The organism is Novosphingobium sp. ST904 (assembly GCF_001298105.1).
Lineage (GTDB): Bacteria > Pseudomonadota > Alphaproteobacteria > Sphingomonadales > Sphingomonadaceae > Novosphingobium.
On record NZ_LGJH01000142.1, the window covers coordinates 20000 to 37902 of the forward strand.

Sequence of the window (17903 nt, forward strand, 5' to 3'; positions counted from 1 at the left end):
TCACTCCATCAGATTTCGCGTCGCCGGTTTCTCGGCGCGGTTACGGTTTGGGCGGTTCTCCGGCCCATGCTCGGCGCATCATGCTTTCAAGCGCTTCGACTTCGAGCGGGCGGGGGTTCCAATAGGCATTCTCGAACGTCAGCCGGGCTGTCTGCACCGCCTCATCCAGCGTTAATCCAAGGTCGCGAAGCGCGCGCCGCGCGCCGACTGCGCCGGAGAGGTCGAAGAGAGCGCGGGAGGGATCGGGAGACCCCAGCGCCCGCGAGAGGCTCGCCATGGCCTCCGATGCGGCGGGCGCATTATAGGCAGTGACATGCGGCAGCATGACGGTGTGCGTTTCGGCGTGCGGCATGCCGAAGGTCCCGCCGAGCACATGGCAAATCTTGTGGTGGAGCGCCGCGCCCGTCGATCCGAGACATGTGCCGCAGAGCCAGGCGCCGTACAGTGCACCGCGGCGGGGATCCACCGCATTGGGATCCGTGACAATTTTCGGTAGCGCATCGGCCAGGGCACGCACCGCTTCTTCAGCCATCAAGGAAATGACCGGGTTGCGATCCTGCGCATAAAGCGCCTCGACCGCATGCGCGATGGCATTGATGCCCGATGTTCCGGCCATCGCGGGCGGCAGCGACATGGTGAGATCGACGTCGTAGATGACCACTTCGGGCTGGACACGCGGGGTCGTCTGCGTGGTTTTCCGTCCTCCTTCGGTCTGCCCGATGATCGCTGTCATTTCTGAACCGGCATAGCTTGTCGGAAGCACAATCTGCGGCAGGTCGGTGCGAAGCGCGATCGCTTTCGAGAGGCCGATCGTCGATCCCCCGCCAATCGCCACGATCACATCCGCATCGCAGGCGGCGACCTTCGTCATGGCATGGTCGGTCACATCAACAGGCGTATGCATGGTGGCATTGGCGTAAAGCCCGACGCCCCGATCACCGAGCGTTGCGGCGATCGCTTCGGCATCGCCCGCCTGCTCGGGCGTCGACAGAAACAGCGCCCGTCCGACCGACAGAAGCTCCATTTCGGCGGCGAGCTGCGAGACTGTGCCCGAACCGAAGATCACCCTTGTCGGGGCGCTCTTATATATGAACGATTGCATTACAGTCTCCCACTGGGCTCGCCGCAGAAACAAAGCGGTTCGACGGGATCAGTCCAGTAGCGCGCGCGCGGTCTGGAACGAGCGATCCGCCGCCTCGCCAAGCGGCAATTTGCGGTGAACGGCCGAGATGATCTCCACGCCCCAAGGCCCCTGGAACCCGGTGTTGCGCACATTTTCGACGAAGCTCTTGAGGTTCCAGTCGCCTTCGCCGCACAGCTGGCGATGATGCGCGGTATCATTCCACAAGGTCCCGTTAACGTCAGCGTTGGCATCGTTGAGTTCGACGCAGATCATATATTTCCCCGGGATCCTGGCGAGGTCCGCATAGTCGTTGCCGCCGCGGGTGACGTGCCAGACGTCGATATCAAGGCCGCCGTTCGGCTGGTTCGCGCCTTCGACGATCGCAAGGCCGACGTCGACGGTGCGGACATTGCCGAAGGGCATCAATTCCATCGCGATCGACGTCCCGACCTTGGCCGCGTCCTGGCACAGGATCGCAAAAGCGTCCTGCATCAGGGGGATGTTGGGAGTCATCTCGGCTTCGGTGGGATTGTTGATATCCGCACCCACCCCCGGACCGATCTTGATTGCGCGCGCGCCGAGCCCTTCGGCTGCGTCGAGCATCAATTTCCGAACCCCGTCCGATGCGGTCCGGCGCTCGCCGTCAAGGAACCAGTCGATCAGAAATTCGAGCTCAATGTGCCGGATTCCGTTGACCTCCAGAATGCGCCGCATTTCGGGGAAGCCGAGCCGTTCGACGTTCGCGTAAACATCGTCGGTGAAGAAGCCGATCCCCGTGTAGCCGGCCTTTGCGGCCGCCTCGACCCGCTCCTGGAAGCTGAAAGGGCTCACATGATCGGGGCCATAGGGATAAACGTCGCCGGCCAAGGTAAAATAGGCAGCAAGCAGCTCGGGTTGGGACATGAAAAACCTCTCCTAAAATGCCGCCGAGTCCATTACTCGCAGCTGAATTTATTTGTCTCGACTGGAGGTAATGGGTAGAAGTGAGGTCGCCAATTATGCTTTTGTTCCGCAAAGAGTGTCCTCAGGTTCAACAATGTCGCTCGGTGATCGCCTCAGCAGTATCGCAGTTTTTATCGAGGTGGCGCGAAGCGGAAGCTTCACAACCGCCGCCGATAAGATCGGCCTGACCAAGTCGGCCGTCAGCAAGAGCGTGGGGCGTCTCGAGGACCGCCTCGGGGTCAAGTTGATTTACCGGAGCACCCGCACGCTCAGCCTCACGTCCGATGGAGAGGCCTTCTTCGCCCGCTGCTCGGTCGCACTTGACGAGATCGCCGACGCCGAGACGAATTTGTCCGAACTGAAGATCGGTCCGCGCGGCCGCCTTCGCATCGACATGCCGGCGATGTATGGGCGCAAGATCATCTTGCCCTTACTGCTCGAGGTGGCCAAGTCGCACCCGGATTTGCATCTCTCTACGACATTCCGGGACTGGGTGATCAACCCCGTCGAAGAAGGGGTCGATCTGGTGATCCGCTTCGGCGACCTCAAGGATACGACCGGTCTCATTTCGCGCAAATTGATCGAGCAACGCTTCTACTTCTGCGCGTCCCCAGACTATATCGCCCGGCGCGGCGAGCCAGGGACTTGGGAAGAAATTAAAGATCACGAATGTGTGGTGAGCTATCGGAACGGCGCGCCGCATAGTTGGGTTGCCGTTAACGAGACGGGTGAGACCATCCGCTTCATTCCGCCGCCGACGCATGAGATGGGCGATGGCGACGCGATGCTCGCCGCGGCGGTTGCAGGTTGCGGGATTCTTCACATGCCCGAGGCCCTCGTGCGTCCCAGCCTTGAATCGGGCGAGCTGGTCCCGTTGCTCCAGCATCTGACGCCGGCCCGCGGATCGCTCTTTGCGGTATGGCCGACGACGCGTAGTCTTATGCCCAAGATTCGCTTTGTCGTCGACGCGTTGGTCAACGCGGCGCGCGCGGCCGACTAGGCTGAACGGCCGGCGCGCCGAGCGCGTTCAGTCGCGCAATCCCCTGAAGAAGCGCCGAATATCCTCCGTCACCAACTGGGGTTCTTCGGCCGCGGCGAAATGGCCGCCCTCAGGATATTGCGTCCAATGCTTGAGATTATAATATTTCTCGGCCCATTTCTTGGGCTGCAGGACCAGCTCGTTCAGGAAAACGGCAATGCCGGTTGGCGCCGCAACGACAGGCAAATTGCCGTGCGAAGGCTGCCAAAGTTTATGCGTGGCCTCATAATAGTAGCGCGCCGAGGTGCCGAAACTGTCGGTGAGCCAATAAAGCATGACCGTCGTCAGCATATCGTCCTTGGAAAAGCGGCTTTCGATATCGCCGCGTGTATGGCCCCATGTCCGGCGCTTCTCGACGAGCCAGGCGCAGAGTCCCGCCGGCGAGTCCTGCATCGCGAATGCGAGCGTCTGGGGCTTGGTTGCCTGCAGCGCATAATATCCCGACTCCTTTGCGAAGAAGTCGATATTCTTCTGTTCCCAGCTCTCTTCGCCCTCGCCCCAAAGCGGCTCGACCTGCCGCCGCCGAACATGTCGAGCGGAAACATGGTTGTAAAATGCACGCCGATCATGCGGTCTGGATATTTGTGGCCGAGCTGGGCGGTCAGAAACGCGCCCCAATCCTCTCCGTGCGAGGCGAAGCGCGGATAGCCCAACCCGTCCATGAGCTTCACCCAGAGGTCCGCGGTGGTCCAGAAATTGTGCCCCGGTGTCGTCAGCGGCGTGGAGAAGACATAGCCCGGGAGCGACGGGATCACGAGGTGGAACGCATCGGCAGGATCGCCGCCATAGGCCGCGGGGTCGGTGAGCGGCCCGATGAGTTCGCGATAATCCCAGAAGGTCCAGGGCCAGCCGTGCGTGAGAATGAGCGGCGTCGGATTGGGGCCCTTCCCCTTCACATGGATGAAGTGGATGGGGACGCCGTCCATCTCGGTCTTGAACTGCGGCCAGGCATTGATAGCATTTTCCTGGGTTCGCCAATCATAGCCGTCGAGCCAATATGCTACGAGCTCGCGCAGATAGTCGCCGTTGAATCCGTAGCGCCAGTCTTCGTTGGCGAAATCGGCAGCGAAGCGCGTCCGTTCGAGCCTGGCACGCAGGTCCGCAAGCGCGTCGTCGCTTGCCCGAAATTCGAATGGCGTGACGTCCATATCCAGCTCCTTGCCGACCGTCAGATTTCCCAGGGCGTCGTGACTTGCAGGACCGCTTCCACCAGAGTGTCGCTTCGCAGATGGAAGCCGGCCTTGAATTCAGGATCGTGCAGGATCGCGAAGAATCCCGCCTTGCTTGGATAGCGCACGAGCCAGACCGCGTCCCAAGTCTGGTCCGGATCACCGACGAGAACATGTCCGCCCTTGCGAGATACATGAACTCGGCGCCATGCCGCGGACCGTGAAGCTTGCAGTGCCGGACATAGGCTTCATATTCTTCCATTCCGCCCTCGCGAAAACGAAGCAGGTTTAGCATGTAGATGGGGCCGTCGTGATCGATGTCGGCAAGCGCCTGAACGGCAGCGTCAGTAGGGTCGATAGCCATGGTGTTCACCTTTTTGATTAAGAAGCTGTCCGCGATCAGGCGGAGGCGGCCCAACCGCCGTCGATGACGAGTTCGACGCCAGTGATGTAGCTCGCCTCGTCGGAAGCGAGGAACAAGGCGCCATTGGCGACATCGACCGGACGGCCAAGATCGCCCATCGGAATGCGGGCGCGTTGCAGCTGCTCCTGTTCTTCGGTGATCCCGGCCTGCGTTCGTGTCCGCATGGGCCCCGGGATGATCGTGTTGACGCGAACGCTATCCTTCACCCATTCCATTGCCGCCACGCGCGTCATCGCGCCGATCGCGCCCTTCGTCGCCGAATAGCCAAGGCTCCCCGGCATGCCTCGCAGCGCCGTGAGGGAGCCGACGTTCACCACCGCGCCGTTGCCGCTTTTGACGAGCTCCGCCCGGGCCGCCTGCATGCCGAGGAAGACGCTTGTCTGGTTGACCGCGATGACCTTGTTCCAGCCTTCCAGCCCCTGCTCCTCGATCGTGGCAAGCGGCGTGACCCCGACATTGTTGCACAGCGTCGTCAGCGATCCGAAGGCGGCGACGGTCGCGGCAACCGCATTCGCCCAGCTCTCCGCGCTCGTAGCGTCGAGCCTGACGAAGCGGACATCGCCGCCGAACGCTCTGATTTCGGCGAGCGTTTCCTCCGCCAGGGGCTCATCGATATCGCCGATGACGACCTTGGCGCCTTCCTGGCAGAAGCGTGTCGCCTGCGCAGCGCCTAGTCCCGTGGCGGCCCCCGAGATCAAAGCCACCTTGCCTGTCATCCTGCCCATCACACTCTCCTCTTCATTATCTTGTTATCGGTCGATCAATCGATTGCCGCGGCGTAGGTAAGGCTTTCTCCCATGCTCCAGCGGTAGAGGAAAGCGGCGCGCATATCGTCGTCGCCAGCGACCTGTTCGAGATGATCCATCGCCGCCGAGCGCTTGCCGAGATCGGTTTCCTCGTTTCGCTCCTTGTTCTCTACCGACACGCGCTGAACCCATTCCCAATTGGTCTTGCGGCGTTGACGGTCGTACTGGTCTAGAATGGCATCGTCCGCCCCATCGAGCCAGACCGAAGCGAATTTCTCGATCAAATTAAAGGCGTCGTGAACCCCGCAGTTCAGCCCCTGCCCGCCAATCGGATTGTTCAGGTGCGCAGCATCGCCCGCCAGAACGACACGTCCCTTCCGGTAGGTGTCCGCGACGCGCTGGTGAACATTGTAGATTGTCGCAGTTTCGATCGCGTAGGGCACATCTGACGGCCGAACCGACTGCAGACGGGCCTGCAGCGAGGCGGGCGTCATCACAGTCTCGGGATCATCGCCCGGATCAACCCGGCTGACGATCCGGTAAAGCCAGTCGTCCTTGCCCGGCCCGTATGGCACGCGGATCACCAGCCGCCAGTCGGGACCGTTGGCCCGATAATCGAGCCGGCCGTGCTCGGGCTCGAAATCGTGCCGGGTCGTAATCATGAGGAAGCGGTCGGGAAAGGTATAGCCGCCGAACCCGATGTCCTGGCTGATGCGCGTCGGACTGCTCCCGCCGTCGCATCCCAGAAGCCAGTCCGTGCGGATCGATGTGGCCATGCCGCCGATCTCGACCGCGATGTCGACTCCATTTTGAACCTGCGTGACCCCAGTGACCCGGTGGTTGAATAGAAACTCGCAGTCCTGGTCTTTTAGGAGCTCGTAGCCGGCATGGGTGAACCAGTTTTGCGCTGCGGAAATCGAGTATCCATGGCCGTAGCGCCGGGCCATCACATCGAGATCGATCGTCACCGACCGTCCCAGACCTGCATCGGTGAAGCGAAAAGTGCGATCGCGTGTGCCGCCCTCGAGCAGCTTATCGATAAACCCGATACTCTCGAGCATCTCGACCGAGGGGGGATGATAATAGGTTGCGCGAAGGTCCTGGCAGACGGTGGAACCGGCTTCCAGAATCGTAACGGGAATTCCGCGGCGGCAGAGGCCGAGCGCCGTGATCAGGCCGACCGGCCCTGCCCCACTGATATAGACTCGCTTCTTGTTCTGCATATTTAGTTCGTCTCGCATGCCAAAGGTTCAGCCCAGGAATTCGGGCTTCTCCATGAGATTCTTAAAATGTCCCAGATAGGCCGCGACTGGTCCCGCGGAGAGCGCGCGATGATCGAACGCCAGGCAGAAATTGGCCATTGGTGTCGACCGGATGATGCCATTGGAATCGACGATCGGCGTCTCGATCGCGGCCGCCACGAAAAAATGGGCCACGGCAGGCAGGATGCTCATCGCGGAGAAGAAGTTGACCGGCGCGATCATCCCAATATTCGAGATACCGATATTGGGCGTCTGCGACATGATCTTGAAGGTAGCGAGCGAGTCCTTCTCGTCCACCCCACCCGAGCGGACACGCGCGACCTCGGCCTGCATTTCCGCGGCGATTTCTGCGAGCGATTTGGCGCTCGCCTTCCGGATCAGAAGCGGAAAGGCCGAACCGTCGACCATGACGGGACCTTGGACCGCGATCGCGTCCGGATTGGGCACGATCAACCGGTTGCGCCCGCCTTCCGCGAACATCGCCGCCATCATCGGGTGATCGCGCGCGGCCTGCGCGACAGCCTTCTGGATGATGTTCATTGCCGATACGGGAACATCGTGTTTTCGCGCATAGTCCTGGCGAAATCGTTCGGACGGCGCCATGTCGATGCCGATCCCGACGTGGACGACGGGCGTTTCGCGCCAGTTGGCTTCGAACACATCGCCGACCACCTTCTGGAGCCCGGTGATCTCGTGCATGCTTGTCGCCGTCGGCGCGCTGTCTTTCGTCATCGCCCGCGCCTCAGGGTGCGTTGACCGGCGGAATTTCCCGCATGGCCACTTTGGTCGAATTGCCGAGCAGGAAGCCGTCGAGCACATCGACGGTTTCAGGATAGTCACGCTCGATACGCTTCGCGAGATCGGCAGAATCTGTCGCTTCGGCGAGATGCTTCTCGAAACCGAGAATATAGTCGCGGGTGTAGTTCCACGAGGTAATGTCGTCGGGCAGATGCGGCCGCTTGTGGCCCGCAACGATGACTTCGGGGTCGAGCGATTTGATCTGGTCGAGCGCCTTCAGCCAGGCACCGCGATGTTCCTCAAAATGCTCGCCGAACCAGAGATGCACTTCGTTGAACAGGACGTCGCTCGCAACCAGCGTCTTGAGCTGGGGGACCCAGATCATCGTGATGCGGTTGGCATCGCCCGGGACGGGCCCGACCAGTTCGATACGCTCGTCCTCGAGCATGACATGGTCGAGGTCCCAGGGTTTCGGGATGGCGACGTAGCGCGGTGCGAGCTTCCCGATCTTTTCCTGCCACCGGTCAAGACCCCGCGGCGCGTCGACGAGGATGTCCTCGACGACCGATGGATGGGCGATCGCGACCGCGTTGGGAAATGTATCGAGCAGCAGGTCGAGGCCGAAGAAATGATCGGGATGATCGTGGGTGATGATGATCTTTTCCAGATCTTTGCCGGTCTCCAGGATGTCCCCGATCAACCGATGCGTGTCGGCGCGCGAAAAGGGCGCATCGACGAGGATCATCGACCGCTCGCCCTTGATGAGCGCATGGTTGGTATGGAGGCTGCTCGCGCGGGTGGTGACGATCTCGATCTCGAGATTAGTGCCCAGGCGCGTAACGATATTCGGGGCGTTATTGGTCATAGTCCATTCTCCTGAGCGAGATAGTGAGCGGCAACGCCTCCGTCGGCGGCTATGTTTGCACCGCGGACCCAGGCGGAAGCACCGGAAAGCAGGAAGGCGATCACAGGCGCGATGTCGGCGGGCGTGCCAGAGCGCTCGACGATGTCGGCATCCTTTTGCGTCCGCTCGCCCATGACACCCGCGAAGGCATCGAGGAGCGGCGTCGAGACGGCGGCGGGCGAGACGCAGTTCATGCGGATGCTGCGGTCGACCCAAGCCCGGCGTTGCCTTAGGGTCCAGGCAAGTAGCGTTTCCTTGGTGAGAAAATAGGAGCGTCCCGGCTGCTCGTCGATCCGGTGCTTCTCGACGAAGGCATCGACCTTGCCGAAACTCAAATCGAGCGCTTCGGTGATTTGCGCTACCGATTGCTGCCAGTGAAACGCTGCGATCGACGACATGTTGACGATCGCCGATCCATTGGAGAGCCGCGGGAGCACCGCGTTGGTGAAGGCCATCGTACCCACGAGATTGACTCGGATGACCTGCGCGGCAGGCACCGTCGGCGCGAGGCCTGCAACATTGGCGAGGCCATCGAGTTTTGTGGGGAGACGGGCCACCGCCTCGTCAATGGACTTGCGCGACGACAGATCGATCGAAACATGCTCGTGCGCATTATCGGACGGGCGGATGTCGAGCCCGATAACATGGGCGCCGTGCGCCCGCAGATAGTCGACCGTCGCGGCCCCGATACCCGATGCGCTTCCGGTTACTGCCAGGGCTTTTCCCTTGAGATCGAACATAAAATCCCCTGTTGGTTGGACGATCAGTTTGCGTCGCTTACCCTTCGCTGTCTTTGCGCAGGCGGCGGCAAATCTTGTCTTTTCCGGCAGATGGCCACGCCGCCGGAATCCGGATATCCGGCGGCGTGGCAGCCCCGAGGGGCCGGGAGGTCAGAAGCGAAAGCTCGTCCGGACGCCGTAGGTCCGCGGCATGGCCGCGTAGCGAACCGTCGTGTCGTAAAGCAGCGCGACGTTGGTCCAGTAGAATTCGTTGGTCAGGTTCTTGACCCACGCTTGGACCGACCATTGGCCGTCGGACGACGAGAGGCCAATTCGCGCATCGACCGTCGTGAAGGGCTTCAGACGCCCGACCGACAGCGTGACGGCGTCATGACCGATCACAGCCTGCGCGCGGCTGTTGTATGCCATGCTCGCGCCCAGATCGAGATTGACGTCGGGTGTCAGCGGCCGGGTGTAGCTTGCGCCAGCCGAAGCATTCCATTTGGGCGTGTAGGGCAGCATGTCGCCGGCAAAATCACCGACGTCACCAAACAGGTTTATCCCGGTGAAACGTTTGATCTTGCCATCAAGATAGGTGAGCGAGCCATTGAGATTAAGACCGTCGACCGGTTGCCAAGCCAAAGTCGCCTCGGCGCCCTTGATCGTCGATTTCGGTATGTTGGTCAGCGCGAAGACGGTGCCGAAAACCGGCTCGGCGAAACCGCTTTTGAGCTGCTTCCCGCGATAGTCGTAGTAGAAGGCGGCGCCGGTCAGATTGAGCGAGCGATCGAACAATTTCTGCTTGAACCCGATTTCATAAGCCAACACCGATTCCTGCGTGACCGGACGGATCTGGTTGGTGCTCGAGGCGGAAATCGAGGGATAGCCGCCCGATTTATACCCCTTGGTGACATTGGCATAAACGAGCGTGTCGGAATTGGGCTTGAAGTCCACGCCCGCTTTCCAAGAGACATTGTCTTCGCGCAAATGTGTATCCAGGAGCCCCGGCAAGTAGCTGTCGGGGGTGATGATCGGATTGCCGCTCGCATCGGTCTTTGGTGCCTGGATCAGCGTACAGGCCCCGGGTTCGAGCGGAGGAGCGGCGGGCAGGCCCGCCGAGCTGCGCAGTGCGCCGATGATGCCGTTGAACAGCACGCGCTGCGCATCGTCGCCCCAGACGGGATCAAAATTATTGTCGTAGGTACAGCCGATGAAGCGGCGGTCCGAATTGGTGTAGCGCGCGCCGGCCTTGAGGGTCAGCGTTTCGGTCACGTCGAAATCGACATTGCCGAAAAGCGCCCAATTCTCGACGCGCTGATCGCTGAAGTCGCCCGCGCGCGAAAAATGGGTGCCGAACGATGCCGTGCTGGCGCCATAGGCCAGGAGATTGCGTTCGACGACCTTGCTGTTCTGATAGTTGCCGCCGACGGTGAAGCGGAGCGTGTTTGACGCGTCGTTTGCGAGACGCATTTCTTGGCTCCAGTCGCGGATTTTGCCGATATTGGCGACAATGTCATAATTGTTGATCGCGACACCGTCATCGCCGGCGATCCCGTTGCGCTTGAGATGCGCATAGGCCGTGATCGACGTCAGCGTGAGGTCGTCGCTGAGATTATAATCGGCGCGCAGCGAGGACTGCCACATCGTGTCGCGTTTACGCGGCGTAATGTTCTGATTGCTTCCATCGGCGATGACCGATGTCCAGTCGGCAGCGCGCGCATTGTTCGGCGCGAGCGGCGTGGCGATCAGTTCAGGGGGCGTGAAGCCAAGGCCGTCGGGGCCGGAGGTGAGGTTCGGACGGAAGAAGATGAATTGTCCTGCTTGCGGTTGGCCGCGGTCGAGCCAGCCATTCGCATTGAACTGGACTTTGAGCCGATCGGTCGGCTCCCAGTCGAGAAGAATGCGGCCGACATATTCGCGGCGGCGGCCGAGCGTGTCGCCCGGACGCGCATAATAGGACAGCTGCCAGCCGTCCATATAAGCGGCCTTGACCGCCACGCGGCCTTTCAGCGTGCTCGTGATTGGTCCGCTGATGAAGGCGGTCGCCTCGATCTGGTTGAAGCGCCCATATTCGAAATCGAGCCCCGTCTCGAGCCGGTCGGTCGGCTTGTTCGCGATGTAGTTGATCGCGCCGCCGGTCGAATTCTGGCCGAACAGAATCCCTTGCGGTCCCTTAAGCACTTCGACGCGTTCGACATCGAGGCCCACTGCCAGCGACGTCAGCGCGGTATAGCTGTAGGGAACCTGGTCCATATAGACGCTGACCGCGGGCGCGCCAGAAAGCGCCGAATCGAAATAGCCAACGCCGCGCAGTGTAAAGACCGGCGTGTTGAATGCAGACCGGGCAAATGTGAGTCCGGGGACCACCTTCGTCAGATCCGCTACGTTCGTAATGCCCTGGGCGCGGAGGTCGTCGCCGCTGACGGCCGAGATCGCTAGACCGACGCGGTTGATCGATTCCGACCGCTTGGTCGCGGTGACGACGATATCACCGATGCTCGGTCCCGATGTATCCTCTTGCGGCGCTTCGGCCTGCTGTACGGTCTCGTCCTGTGCCTGGTTCTCGACTGCCGGCGCGTCCTGCGCGGCTGCCGGGAGTGCAATGCCCGCAACGCTGACAGAAGCCAGCAGGCCGAATGCGCGACGCGTGCCTTTCAAGTTCATCTCTCATCCCCTTCTCATGCCGTGGCACGATGTTTGATCAACGAGCGTCGCGGCGCCAGTCCAAGGGCCAATTACCGCTACGCTTTGCTGCGCTTCCCGAGTTACGTTTCGGCGCCCTCACTGTTTGAACCCTGGCAGATGCGCGATCTTTGCACCCACGGCCGGAAAGATGTGCGGTCCCGGCGCTCAGGGAATTTCGGGCCCGTTCGCGCTTGTTCTTGCCCAAACAACGGCTTCTATCACTCGCACCGCCCGGCCGAGATCTCACCAACGAGACATTGGGCGCGGGTCAGACAGGAGAGGATCAATGGGCAATCGACTTGCGGGAAAAGTCGCGGTCATTACCGGAGGCGCGAGTGGCCTCGGTGCCGCGCAGGCTAAACTATTCGCGCGCGAAGGCGCCCGCGTCGTGATCGCCGACCTTCAGGAGGATCAAGGCGAAGCCATTGCCGACGCGATCCGCGATGCAGGCGGACAGGCTTGCTCCGTCCGGCATGATGTCTCGAGCGAGGCGAGCTGGCGCGTTCTGATGGACGAGACCCGCAAGCAATTCGGCCCGCTTTCGATCCTTTCCAACACCGCTGGTGTCATCCACCCGGGCGCTGCCACCGAAGAAAGCCTCGAAGGCTGGAACAAGATTATCTCGGTGAACCAGACAGGGACGTTCCTGGGGATGCGCGCCGCCCTGCCCGTGATGGCGGCAAACGGCGGCGGTTCAATCGTGAATATCAGTTCGCTGCTCGGCCTCCTCGGGTTTCCAGGAATGATCGCCTACAGCGCAAGCAAGGGCGCGATCCGGACGATGACCAAGGCGGTCGCGATGGAATGCGTCAGCAACAATATTCGCGTGAACACGATCGTGCCGGGCGCAATGCAAACACCGATCCAGGCCAATGTCACGGCAGAAGCCGATGCGTGGCAGCGCTCGAAAATCCCCATGGGCGACCTTGGCGAGCCCGACGATATCGCCTTCGGCGCCCTCTATCTCTCTTCCGACGAAGCCAAATATGTCACCGGCGCCGAACTGGTGATCGATGGCGGCTGGTCGGTGAGCGCATAACCCCGCAAGAAAGGATAATAAGTGACAGACCTAGACCAGCTTACCAGCCGCTTCGCTCTTGCCGACCTTGTCTCCGACTATGCACTCGGCGTCGATAAGCATGAGCTCGACCGCTTCCGCAACATCTGGTGGGACGACGCCGTCTGGGACATCGAGTTCGTGAAAGCATTCAGCGGGCTCGACGAAATTGTCGGCGCGTCGAAGATCTTATCTGGCCGATGTGGGAGAGTACGACCCATTATTGCGCCAACCACCGGGTCACATTCGATGGCGCGGACAGGGCGAAGGGGATCTGCGACGTCTATTGTATCGGCAATCTCGCGGACGGCCAGGCGGCCCATGTCGTGGCGAGTTACCATGACGATTATGAACGGCGGGGCGGCAAATGGGCGATCGTCCGGCGCTTCGTCAATCAGCGCGTCTTCAGCCATTTGACCGGGCAGGTGCTCGCGCCCCCCGGCGCCTGACACCCTGTATGAGCGCACGGCCGGCCTACGCGTCGGCGGAATGAAATCAACAAATAGGAGAGGAAAATGACCGACAGATTGAAGGACAAGGTGGTTATTGTCACTGGCGCGGCGAGCGGCCTTGGCGCCGCGCAGGCCCGGGTGTTTGCGCGCGAAGGCGCAAAAGTGATGCTCGCCGACATTTCGGACCGGGGCGCCGATAATGCCGCAGCGATCCAGGCCGATGGCGGCAAGGCGGAATTCGTCCGGCTCGACGTTTCGGACAGCGAAAGCTGGAAGGCGGCCGTCGCCGCCACCCTCGCCGCCTTCGGTTCGCTCACCTCGCTCTCGAACACTGCCGGTATCATCCATTACGCCGGCGTCGAGGACGAGACGATCGAAGGGTGGAACCGGATCATTGCGATCAACCAGACCGGCGTGCTTCTCGGCATGCAGGCCGCGCTGCCGGCGCTTGTGGCGAGCGGCAATGGCGCGATCGTGAACGTCAGTTCCCTGATCGCCCTCATCGCGGCGCCCGCCGCGATCAGCTACAGCGCGAGCAAAAGTGCGCTGCGCGTGATGTCGCGGGTCACTGCGATGGAATATGTCAAAAAGGGCGTGCGCGTGAACACGATCATTCCCGGCCCGATGAAAACGCCAATCACGGCCGATGTGCCGCCCGATATCCTCGCGCAGCAGGTCGCCAAGATCCCGATGGGCGATCTCGGAGAACCCGAGGACATCGCATATGGCGCGACTTATCTTTTGTCCGACGAGGCCAAATATGTCACCGGCGCCGAACTCGTCGTCGACGGCGGATGGTCGTGAGCGCCTGACCGAACCGCAGCGCAGTTCGCTCCCTAAAAGCGGAACCGGGAGGGGGCTGGCGCGCCGCGCCAGCCCCCTTTCCCATCCCGGTTTGGCCACCGCTAGCTGCTCATTCGGAATAAATGCACCCACCGGGCGAGGAGGGCCGCCTGAAAAGGCAGCCCCTCTCCTTTACGCCGACCGTTCCGATCGGTTTGATGCGAGCCTGACGAGCGACCCAGCGCTCGGCTCATCCCATTTGCACTCGGTCCACCGAAATATCGGCAAGGAATCAGTCGGTTCACTTCGTCTTCGTTCAGCTTGGTCACGGTAGCTTCCGGCTCGACAATCAAAAGGAGACGATATTTGCTTTCTCATATTCGATTTCTCTCGGGGCTTGCACTTGTCGCGCTCGCCGTCGGCATGCCGGCCTCTGCAAGCGTCGATAGTTCGCCAAAGCCCGGCGGAGTCTATCGGCTCAAGCCGGGTCTGTACGTTCAGAAGGACGTAGCCTGTGCCCACGCGCCCAACGCCGCGATCCGGCGATATGACGGTCGAGCCATCAGTGACGCTCATTCGCGGGGCTGCCGTGCCCGCGTCCTCAATCGCAAGGGCGACCGCTACACGGTGATGCAGTCATGCGTCGGCGCCGGTGCCGGGGCGGCGAAGCAGGTGAGCCAGCGGCAGACCGTTACGGTGTCGGATGCCCTCACCTTCACGCTCCAGACGCGCGGTCCAGGAACAACCTATCGCTACTGCCCTGCCTCGATGTTGCGGGAAAATTTGAAAGGACCCACGAAATGAGAATGCTGTTTAAGTCCGTACTCGCGTCGGTTGTACTGACGGCACTCGGCGGCTGCGCGGCGGTCACGCCAGGCGCAGTGCCCGCGAACGGCACAAACGTGCCGGCGTCGATCGCTATCTCGGTAGGCCCGTGCTTCGGCTTCTGCCCGGTCTATGACGCAAAAATTGTTGCCGACGGGATCGTATCCTTTACCGGCACGCGCCATACCACGGTCCTCGGCACGCGCGAACGCCGCGCTGCGCCCGACACCTACCATAAGCTGGAAGCCGATCTCGCTTCATTCCGGCCCGCCGCTGGCGCCACGACGGAAGTTCCGTGCGCGCCGAATATCCGACATGCCGACTTATACGATCACCTGGACCAGCCTCGACGGGCAAAAGGCGGTCGCGACCCACCGCGGCGGTTGCCGCGAGGGCGCGGGCCATGACCTCGATACGGTGCTGCGGGGTCTGCCCGAGCGACTGGGCATCCAAACTTGGATGAAACAGACCACGCGGCCGGGCGTCTCGCGCGGTTAAGCCATCGCATTGATCAGCGCGAGAGACATCTGGGCTCCCGCACCGGAGGGCCGTCTCTCGCGCTGGCAATATTGACCCGATCCGATCAACCCGCTCCGAACTCCCTTTACGTCGTCGCACAGGGTTCGAGCGCCGTGCCGAGCGCGCGGGCGACTGCCCTAGATTCGCAGTTCCGACGAAGCTATCCGGACCCATCGGAGCGGGACTCCTTTCATACGACAGCTAGCGCAAGCCCTTGCGGCTTTGTTGCGAACGCTGGCATTTGCGTTGCCGAACCCCGATTGACGTCCTCTTCCAGTCTGACGCACCGCCCACCGAACCGTGGCCTCCCTATCGGCGTATCTCGCCATGCGCCTGATATCACTGTGCGGCGTCGCGCGACGAAGGCTCGCCCAATCTTTCTTCAATTCGCACCGCCAGCCGGCGCTGATGACGCTCCATTGCGACGACAGGTAAAGGAACATGACAGCCTTAAAGCCAAGAGCCACTGGCAGCCGGACGCAAGAGCACCCTTCTGCCTTCCGGGCTAGAATTTCCGCGCACCGTTCCTCGGCAGCAAATGCTTCGCGTTCGACTGCCGCCGCTGCGATCTCCCCTATCCCAACTCAATTCAGTCTTTCTCGCAGTCAAAAGGCAGGTTGAGGGCCAACCGCCGGAACTGGCCGATACCGACGTCACCCGAGATTTCAGACTGCATCTCGGCCGTCCTTAGTTAGCCGCCAAACACCAGTCCCAGCCGAACGAGTTGCCATCCATCACCTCGACCCCGGCTGCGGCGAGCTCGTCGCGGAGCGCGTCGGATGCAGCGAAGTCCTTGGCGGCGCGGGCTTCCTTGCGGCGGATAAGGGTCGCTTCGATGTCGTCCTCGGTGATTGTTGCAGCCCTGGGCTGGACGCGCAGGTCGGCGGGCATTGGAGAGCATTGCTCATCTCATGGTCTTCAGAATAGAGGCTGAGCAAAAATTACCCTATCTCTATCAGTTAAAAAGCTGCTTCGACATTTCGCCAGAGACCATGTTTCCGGATCTGGATGGCTTCGCCGCGCAGCACAGCCACACGCATTCTCAGTTCTCGACCGCACGCTGGTGACGGCACGGCGGCGGGTCGCCGCCAGGGAATGGAGCGAGCCGCGCCCGTAGATGCCCTGTCAGTCCCGACCCGCAATCTCCTTCGCACGCGATGCGCCAGATCGAGAGGCACGCACGGTCGGACGGCTCCCATCGCGAGCGAAACGGTTGCTCGGAGAGAGGCAATCCAGTGACTGCTTTCAGCCGAGGCGGGAAAGAGTGGCGCATCCCATTACCGCCTCAGTGCGGGGTCAATTTGCACCGCGCGAAGCGGTGGCGCGCATAGTCCAGTCGCGCAGCTGGGGGCTGGCGCGCAGCGCCAGCCCCATATCTTCATTGCGGCATGATCGGAACCAGCGCTTCGTCGGCGCTCTGCTGCTGCTCGGCATCGCGGTCAGCATGGACTGGATAATCAATATAGCCATCGGGACCTTGGCTGTAATAGGTCGCCACGCGCGGGCGGTTCACGGTCCAACCGTTCCGGTAGCGTTCTACCAGATCGGGATTGGCGATGAATGCCTGACCAAGAGCCACCATGTCCGCGCCGTTCTTCTCGACGGCGCTTGTCGCAGAAGCCCGATTGAAGCCGACGTTATAGATCATCGGTCCGTCGAACAACGGCCTGATCGTTCCGAAGACATCCCATTCGATGCCGTAGTTGCCGACATGGAGATAGGCGATCGAACGGCGCCCGAGTTCGGTTGCGAGATAGCGATAGGTCGCGATGGGATCGGTGTCGTCGACCTGATTGAAACCCCATCCGGGAGACAGTTTCACCGAGACGAAGCCGGGCGAAGTCGCAGCTGCGATCGCGTCCACGATCGCCAGAAGGAAGGCCGATCGGCGCTCAATGCTGCCGCCCCATTGGTCGGTCCGCAGATTGGCGTTTGTCGAAAGAAACTGCATTGGCAGATAGCCCGACGCCGCGTGAATCTCGACGCCGTCGAGCCCGGCGTCCTGCGCCCGGCGTGCACTGGCGACGAAATCGTCGATCGTCGCAAGGATGTCCGCGTGCGACAGTTCGCGCGGTACGACATAAGGCTTCTTGGGTTTCGGCCAAGGGGAGTCATAAGGTTCAGCCAAAGGCGGAGCGACGGCGACGGCGCGACCGGTGGCTCGCCGTCCAGAAGCAGGGGATCGGAAATCCTGCCGGCATGCATGAGCTGGACGAAGATCGTCCCGCCTCCGCCATGCACGGCGTCCGTCACGCGCCGCCAGCCTTCGACATGGGCGTCCTCGTAAAGGCCCGGCGTGAACAGATATCCGCGCGACATCGCGCTTGGCGCGGTTCCCTCGGTGACGATCAGTCCCGCCGAGGCGCGCTGCCGGTAATATTCCACGTTCAGTTCGGTCGGAACGCCCGAAAGCGCGGCGCGATGGCGGCTCATCGGCGCGACCACCATCCGGTTCTTCACGGTCTTTTCGCCAATCTTCAACGGTGAAAAAAGTTTCGATTCCTCATGTGCCATGG

General features: G+C 61.6%; 16 protein-coding genes and 3 pseudogenes. 5 read left to right on the plus strand and 14 right to left on the minus strand.

Annotation, left to right across the window (positions count from 1 at the left end):
- Positions 1–40: 40 nt before the first annotated feature.
- Together ADT71_RS12255 and ADT71_RS12260 are read right to left on the minus strand one after the other, a co-directional pair.
- Positions 41–1102 carry a maleylacetate reductase gene (locus tag ADT71_RS12255; protein ID WP_054437228.1) on the minus strand — a complete coding sequence of 354 codons (1062 nt, stop codon included), beginning with the start codon at positions 1100–1102 and terminating at the stop codon, positions 41–43.
- Between the two features lie 48 nt (positions 1103–1150).
- On the minus strand, positions 1151–2026 hold the full coding sequence (locus ADT71_RS12260; RefSeq protein ID WP_054437230.1) for a sugar phosphate isomerase/epimerase: 876 nt from the start codon (positions 2024–2026) through the stop codon (positions 1151–1153).
- A 133-nt stretch (positions 2027–2159) separates the two neighbouring features.
- Here ADT71_RS12260 and ADT71_RS12265 point away from each other — a divergent pair, with 133 nt between their 5' ends.
- Positions 2160–3065 carry a LysR family transcriptional regulator gene (locus ADT71_RS12265; RefSeq protein WP_054437232.1) on the plus strand — a complete coding sequence of 302 codons (906 nt, stop codon included), beginning with the start codon at positions 2160–2162 and terminating at the stop codon, positions 3063–3065.
- A 27-nt stretch (positions 3066–3092) separates the two neighbouring features.
- Here the strand turns inward: ADT71_RS12265 and ADT71_RS33585 are convergent, their stop codons facing one another.
- From ADT71_RS33585 to ADT71_RS12300, 9 genes are all read right to left on the minus strand, one after another.
- Positions 3093–3395, minus strand: a complete 303-nt coding sequence (locus ADT71_RS33585; protein WP_231635840.1) for a hypothetical protein — start codon at positions 3393–3395, stop codon at positions 3093–3095.
- Positions 3389–4252, minus strand: coding sequence for an epoxide hydrolase family protein (locus ADT71_RS12270; protein ID WP_231635841.1), 864 nt, complete (start codon positions 4250–4252; stop codon positions 3389–3391). The genes ADT71_RS33585 and ADT71_RS12270 overlap by 7 nt, the downstream gene beginning before the upstream one ends.
- Before the next feature lie 20 nt (positions 4253–4272).
- The gene (locus ADT71_RS34980; protein WP_255351635.1) at positions 4273–4401 is read right to left on the minus strand and encodes a hypothetical protein; all 129 of its coding nucleotides are present in this window, start codon (positions 4399–4401) and stop codon (positions 4273–4275) included.
- A gap of 271 nt (positions 4402–4672) precedes the next feature.
- The gene (locus ADT71_RS12275; RefSeq protein WP_082370310.1) at positions 4673–5422 is read right to left on the minus strand and encodes an SDR family NAD(P)-dependent oxidoreductase; all 750 of its coding nucleotides are present in this window, start codon (positions 5420–5422) and stop codon (positions 4673–4675) included.
- Between the two features lie 35 nt (positions 5423–5457).
- Entirely contained in the window at positions 5458–6666 is a 1209-nt protein-coding gene (locus ADT71_RS12280) for an NAD(P)/FAD-dependent oxidoreductase (protein WP_054437233.1), read from the minus strand.
- 27 nt (positions 6667–6693) lie between these two features.
- A complete protein-coding gene (locus ADT71_RS12285; protein WP_054437234.1) occupies positions 6694–7437 on the minus strand; it encodes a 2-oxo acid dehydrogenase subunit E2 in 744 nt (247 codons plus the stop codon).
- 10 nt (positions 7438–7447) lie between these two features.
- Positions 7448–8308, minus strand: coding sequence for an MBL fold metallo-hydrolase (locus ADT71_RS12290; protein ID WP_054437235.1), 861 nt, complete (start codon positions 8306–8308; stop codon positions 7448–7450).
- Positions 8305–9087 (minus strand): coniferyl-alcohol dehydrogenase, encoded by a 783-nt coding sequence (locus ADT71_RS12295; protein ID WP_054437236.1) that lies wholly within the window; start codon positions 9085–9087, stop codon positions 8305–8307. The genes ADT71_RS12290 and ADT71_RS12295 overlap by 4 nt, the downstream gene beginning before the upstream one ends.
- 150 nt (positions 9088–9237) lie before the next feature.
- Positions 9238–11730 carry a TonB-dependent receptor gene (locus ADT71_RS12300; RefSeq protein WP_054437237.1) on the minus strand — a complete coding sequence of 831 codons (2493 nt, stop codon included), beginning with the start codon at positions 11728–11730 and terminating at the stop codon, positions 9238–9240.
- Between the two features lie 307 nt (positions 11731–12037).
- Here ADT71_RS12300 and ADT71_RS12305 point away from each other — a divergent pair, with 307 nt between their 5' ends.
- The 4 genes and pseudogenes from ADT71_RS12305 to ADT71_RS33590 all read left to right on the plus strand — a co-directional run bounded on the left by ADT71_RS12305 (position 12038) and on the right by ADT71_RS33590 (position 15275).
- Positions 12038–12790, plus strand: coding sequence for an SDR family NAD(P)-dependent oxidoreductase (locus ADT71_RS12305; RefSeq protein WP_054437238.1), 753 nt, complete (start codon positions 12038–12040; stop codon positions 12788–12790).
- A 21-nt stretch (positions 12791–12811) separates the two neighbouring features.
- A pseudogene (locus tag ADT71_RS30290) lies at positions 12812–13257 on the plus strand (nuclear transport factor 2 family protein).
- Between the two features lie 66 nt (positions 13258–13323).
- Positions 13324–14064 carry an SDR family NAD(P)-dependent oxidoreductase gene (locus ADT71_RS12315; RefSeq protein WP_054437240.1) on the plus strand — a complete coding sequence of 247 codons (741 nt, stop codon included), beginning with the start codon at positions 13324–13326 and terminating at the stop codon, positions 14062–14064.
- A gap of 779 nt (positions 14065–14843) precedes the next feature.
- Positions 14844–15275: a DUF6438 domain-containing protein gene (locus ADT71_RS33590; protein ID WP_231635842.1), complete on the plus strand. Its 432-nt coding sequence runs from the start codon at positions 14844–14846 to the stop codon at positions 15273–15275.
- Between the two features lie 799 nt (positions 15276–16074).
- Here ADT71_RS33590 and ADT71_RS12330 read toward each other — a convergent pair.
- The 3 genes and pseudogenes from ADT71_RS12330 to ADT71_RS35675 all read right to left on the minus strand — a co-directional run.
- Positions 16075–16272: pseudogene (locus tag ADT71_RS12330) on the minus strand (cysteine--tRNA ligase); the annotation flags it as partial.
- 493 nt (positions 16273–16765) lie between these two features.
- Complete coding sequence (locus tag ADT71_RS12335; RefSeq protein ID WP_054437244.1) at positions 16766–17515, minus strand: hypothetical protein; 750 nt, start codon at positions 17513–17515, stop codon at positions 16766–16768.
- A 116-nt stretch (positions 17516–17631) separates the two neighbouring features.
- Positions 17632–17901: pseudogene (locus tag ADT71_RS35675) on the minus strand (alkene reductase); the annotation flags it as partial.
- Between the last annotated feature and the right edge of the window lie 2 nt (positions 17902–17903).

Excerpts from the sequence above, each read along its gene's own strand:
- ADT71_RS12255 (WP_054437228.1), bottom strand. The coding sequence starts at position 1,102 with ATGCAATCGTTCATATATAAGAGCGCCCCGACAAGGGTGATCTTCGGT.
- ADT71_RS12260 (WP_054437230.1), bottom strand. The coding sequence starts at position 2,026 with ATGTCCCAACCCGAGCTGCTTGCTGCCTATTTTACCTTGGCCGGCGAC.
- ADT71_RS12265 (WP_054437232.1), top strand. The coding sequence starts at position 2,160 with ATGTCGCTCGGTGATCGCCTCAGCAGTATCGCAGTTTTTATCGAGGTG.
- ADT71_RS33585 (WP_231635840.1), bottom strand. The coding sequence starts at position 3,395 with ATGCTGACGACGGTCATGCTTTATTGGCTCACCGACAGTTTCGGCACC.
- ADT71_RS12270 (WP_231635841.1), bottom strand. The coding sequence starts at position 4,252 with ATGGACGTCACGCCATTCGAATTTCGGGCAAGCGACGACGCGCTTGCG.
- ADT71_RS12275 (WP_082370310.1), bottom strand. The coding sequence starts at position 5,422 with ATGGGCAGGATGACAGGCAAGGTGGCTTTGATCTCGGGGGCCGCCACG.
- ADT71_RS12280 (WP_054437233.1), bottom strand. The coding sequence starts at position 6,666 with ATGCAGAACAAGAAGCGAGTCTATATCAGTGGGGCAGGGCCGGTCGGC.
- ADT71_RS12285 (WP_054437234.1), bottom strand. The coding sequence starts at position 7,437 with ATGACGAAAGACAGCGCGCCGACGGCGACAAGCATGCACGAGATCACC.
- ADT71_RS12290 (WP_054437235.1), bottom strand. The coding sequence starts at position 8,308 with ATGACCAATAACGCCCCGAATATCGTTACGCGCCTGGGCACTAATCTC.
- ADT71_RS12295 (WP_054437236.1), bottom strand. The coding sequence starts at position 9,087 with ATGTTCGATCTCAAGGGAAAAGCCCTGGCAGTAACCGGAAGCGCATCG.
- ADT71_RS12300 (WP_054437237.1), bottom strand. The coding sequence starts at position 11,730 with ATGAACTTGAAAGGCACGCGTCGCGCATTCGGCCTGCTGGCTTCTGTC.
- ADT71_RS12305 (WP_054437238.1), top strand. The coding sequence starts at position 12,038 with ATGGGCAATCGACTTGCGGGAAAAGTCGCGGTCATTACCGGAGGCGCG.
- ADT71_RS12315 (WP_054437240.1), top strand. The coding sequence starts at position 13,324 with ATGACCGACAGATTGAAGGACAAGGTGGTTATTGTCACTGGCGCGGCG.
- ADT71_RS33590 (WP_231635842.1), top strand. The coding sequence starts at position 14,844 with ATGAGAATGCTGTTTAAGTCCGTACTCGCGTCGGTTGTACTGACGGCA.